Below are 3,848 nucleotides of genomic sequence, written 5' to 3'. Positions count from 1 at the left end.
GTATGGTACTTAGGCCTTTTAACATTTAAATTGGTTAACATGTTAAAACTTTTTAGGATATAATCACTTGAAAAGACTCCACCTGTAGCTATGGCAGAAAGAGAAGGATCAAGTTCCCTCGCTCCAATCACGTCATTTTTATAATTCCTTGCCACTGTAGAGTACAATTTTGCAACTAAAAAAGGCCTTTGAGCACCTTCATTTTGTTCATGTATCAAATCTGATTGAATTACAACACCACATCTCGCGTTGAAGCCTTGAATATCGCTGTACTCTTTCGCCTCGTTCTCTGCTTGCGCATATAATCTTTTCATTAGTTTAATTTTTTGTGAGTAATCATCTAACTGAAAAAACTCAGAATCGTTTTTTAAGTATAACCTTTTCAACTGTTTTTCAACTAAAATTCCCGAACCGCCACCACATTTGCTATTAGCTGACCACTCTAAAAGATTCACCTTGTCTTTAAGATGTCCAAGTCTTAAAAAATAGGAGTCCTTTGCTCCAATGTGGAATACATAGGAAACGTTTGGTTCAAGAAAAGAAGCACCTTTGGGAATAGTAACACTCTCGTAATCAAACAAGAGTTCCGGAAAAACTTTGTTAAAAAGTTGCGCACCTATTCCAGTGAACGATGTGGAAAGTATTTCCCCATCCAATTCAGGTTTTATCGATTCCCAAATCTCGGGTAGCCTTTTTAAAGGCACACCAAAATGTGGAATACTTTCTTTAACGTATTTTAGTTTTCCTTCTTCATCAATGACCGCTACGTGAATACTCGAGGATCCAATATCAAAACCAACGTAATACATATACCTTTTTCACTCCCTAAAATTATAAAATTTTTCTTTAAAAACTCTAAAACCTACTTTAGCGCCCATTCGCCCCGCAGCCCACCCCATCCTTTTTCTTCTCACTATTATGATATACCTTTTTACAATCATAATCAAGTTTCTTAAGATCTTATAACATACAAAAAAATTAAGCCCCATAAAGGGGCTATAAATTCTATCCGTTGCCTTTTCTTGATTTTTGCTACTCCATACCGGTAAATTTTTTCAATCAATGAGACTATAATTGTTTCATTATTTCTTTGGTATTTTCATACAACTTTTTGTATAAATTGAAGTATTTATCATAAACACTTTTGTTATTAACGTCTGGGGAAGTATTTTCTTTGAACTTTATCCATTTCTTAATATCTTGTGAATCGGGAAATACACCTGTTCCTAAGCCAGCTAAAAATGCATCTCCTAAAGGTGCTTCAACATCTTGATCCGTTCTTTTCATAATATATCCTGTCACATCTGCAAATATTTGAGTCCAAATATCACTCTTAGCAGCTCCTCCTACTAAGTAACATTCGGAATTCAATTTCATTCCAGTATTTTCTGCATATTCCATATTATGTCTCAGGGAATAGGCTACAGACTCCATAAAAGCTTTGTAAAGATGTCTTCTTTTGTGGTACAAGTTAAGTCCTATAATAGTTCCTTTAGCACTTGATTCCCAAACAGGTGATCTTTCACCCATAAAATATGGCAAAACTATAATCCCATCACTTCCAGGAGGAATATCTTTTGATTCCAATTCAAGAAGTGAATAAGCAGAAATACCTCTTTTTCTTTCAAATTCTTTTTCATATTCCCCGAACTCTTCTCGAAACCATCTCACTATGGCTCCCGAAGTGGCTCCTCCCCCAAACGTGTATATCTTTGCTAAATCATCTACAACATATGGAAAACTAACCAATTCAGGGGTTAGGTATTTGCCATCGTGAATATTGCCCCAACATGTCGAAGTCCCAACCATAGCTACGTGTTCACCTTCGTTGACAGATCCCGCACTTAATTGAGCAACGGGTGCATCTATTCCTCCAGCGATTATCGGGGTGCCCTCTAAAAGTCCGATCTCTTGAGCATATGTTTTGTTGAGGGTTCCTACAATCTCAGAAGATTTAACTATCTTTTCAGGCAATTTATCTGAATCTATTCCAAGCATTTTGCACATTTCTTCTGACCAGTATTTTTTATGAATGTCGAAAATCCCTCCGATATTACCAGCAGAAGAGAAATCTATTATTACTTCACCTGTTAATTTGTGAATGACGAAATCTTTTGGTGTTATAAATTTATAAGTTTTTTCCCAAATATCCTTCTCATTATTTTTTATCCAAATGATTTTTGTGAAACCAAAGTAACTATCAACATAATTACCTGTTATCCCAAATAAAGTTTCTTTGGGAACATTATTTTTAACCCAATCTGTTTCTTTTGTTGCTCTCCTATCCATCCAGATCAAGCAGGGCCTCAGAGGGTTGAAATCTTTATCAACCGGGATTCCCGAACCTCCATATAATCCACTGATAGCGATTCCTGCAACGGTTTTTGGATCTATTTTCCTTTTTTCTATTGCTAGTTTCAGAGTATCAATCACAGCATCAAACCACACATTAGGCCATTGTTCAGCCCAATTGGGTTGAGGTGTCAAAACAGAATATTCTTTAGAAGCTTCTGCAATGACTTTTCCATTTTCATCCGTGATAACTGATTTAGTGCTTTGAGTTCCGATATCCACTCCCACTAAATACATTTTTAGTTCCTCCAAATATAAATTTTTTTCAATCCAAAATCTGATAACCGATATTTTTAATCTTACAAAAATGTACCAACTCATCTAAATAATTTCCATATACCCCATGTGTATGGTTGCAAGGATAATATTCCAAAAAAGTTTCCATATCAGTATCTAGTTTAGCATATGCATGTGGCCATTCGATTTGCACTTGTTCGCTCAATCTTTTCTTTTCTTCCTCAGAAAGTTCGACAAACTCAGCGGGAACTATCGTCATTACATAATTTCCATCTTGTCTTGCAAGTCTTGCTAATGTGACTCTTCCAGGGGCTGCAAAGTGTTTAACAGCACCACCACCCGCTGGAAAATAAAAATCTTCAGGGTGTATAATCACGTTTTTCAAATTTTCTTCAGGTTTGTTAGATTTTCCTGCAAAATATGTCGCATGCTGTCCAGAGTTTGCTAAATCCAATAAATTCTCTTCTTTGAAGTAATGCCTCACATCAGCAAACAGTACAGGGGTTTGGGCTATATGTTTAAAGATTTCCATCGTTAAAGCTCCATCCATATCTGTTTCGGTTGCTGCAACAATAGGTTCCTTTGCACCATCAAAATCGTATGGATCGTTCAAAAAAGCTTCTGCAATATCTAATGTTGCATAATTATTTGTCATTTCAGGTTGTCCTTTGAATCCAACAAAATCAAGCTCTTCTTCTTGTATAATTTCAAGTGCAGCGTAATATAATCCTATCTGTTTCTCTAAAATTTCAGGAGTGAGTCTTTTGCCGTCATATTTAACGGTTGCTAATTTTTCAAGCCATTCTCTTGCTTTCTTTTTCTTCTGGGGTAGTACTTTTTCAGCTTTTAAAACCAATGCATATTGGTCTACCTGTTCAACATCAATTCCAAATTCTTTCATCCATTGATCTCCATTGGCAGAAGCGGTGTACATTCCCATGGGCCTTCCACCAAACATTCCGTACCTTTCTCCTTTTAACCTATGTGCAGCACTGGCAGCACGTATGTATTTTAGTAATTTTTCTAAAACCGTCGGATCTTCTGGCTCACCCCAAACTCTTTCTGGGAATATTCCTATTTGCTCTAAAGCACCAGCTGCAGCTAACAATCCTACCATTCCAGGATACTTTGGATTTATTTGGCCATAAGTTAAATACGGTCCAGGAGCATAAAGTGAAGCCATAACGCTCAAATGAGGCCAACACCATATAGAATAATTGAAGATCGTCATTTCCACTTCTGCTTTCATCATTTCTTTT

3 protein-coding genes are annotated in these 3,848 nt (G+C 36.4%); all 3 read right to left on the bottom strand.

Features of this window, described 5'->3' with window-relative positions; translation table 11 throughout:
* Nucleotides 1–809: BadF/BadG/BcrA/BcrD ATPase family protein (locus AA81_RS09870; protein WP_281256299.1), on the bottom strand; the 809-nt coding region annotated here is incomplete at its 3' end.
* 259 nt (nt 810–1,068) lie between these two features.
* Nucleotides 1,069–2,589 carry an FGGY-family carbohydrate kinase gene (locus tag AA81_RS09865; RefSeq protein ID WP_012209400.1) on the bottom strand — a complete coding sequence of 507 codons (1,521 nt, stop codon included), beginning with the start codon at nt 2,587–2,589 and terminating at the stop codon, nt 1,069–1,071.
* A 28-nt stretch (nt 2,590–2,617) separates the two neighbouring features.
* On the bottom strand, nt 2,618–3,848 hold a 1,231-nt coding region (locus AA81_RS09860), incomplete at its 5' end, for an L-fucose/L-arabinose isomerase family protein (protein ID WP_103898919.1).

This window comes from Petrotoga halophila DSM 16923, from assembly GCF_002924615.1.
This window is presented reverse-complemented; position numbering and strand designations above follow the sequence as displayed.

Coding starts and splice junctions, on each gene's coding strand:
- AA81_RS09865 (WP_012209400.1), bottom strand. CDS start 2,589: ATGTATTTAGTGGGAGTGGATATCGGAACTCAAAGCACTAAATCAGTT.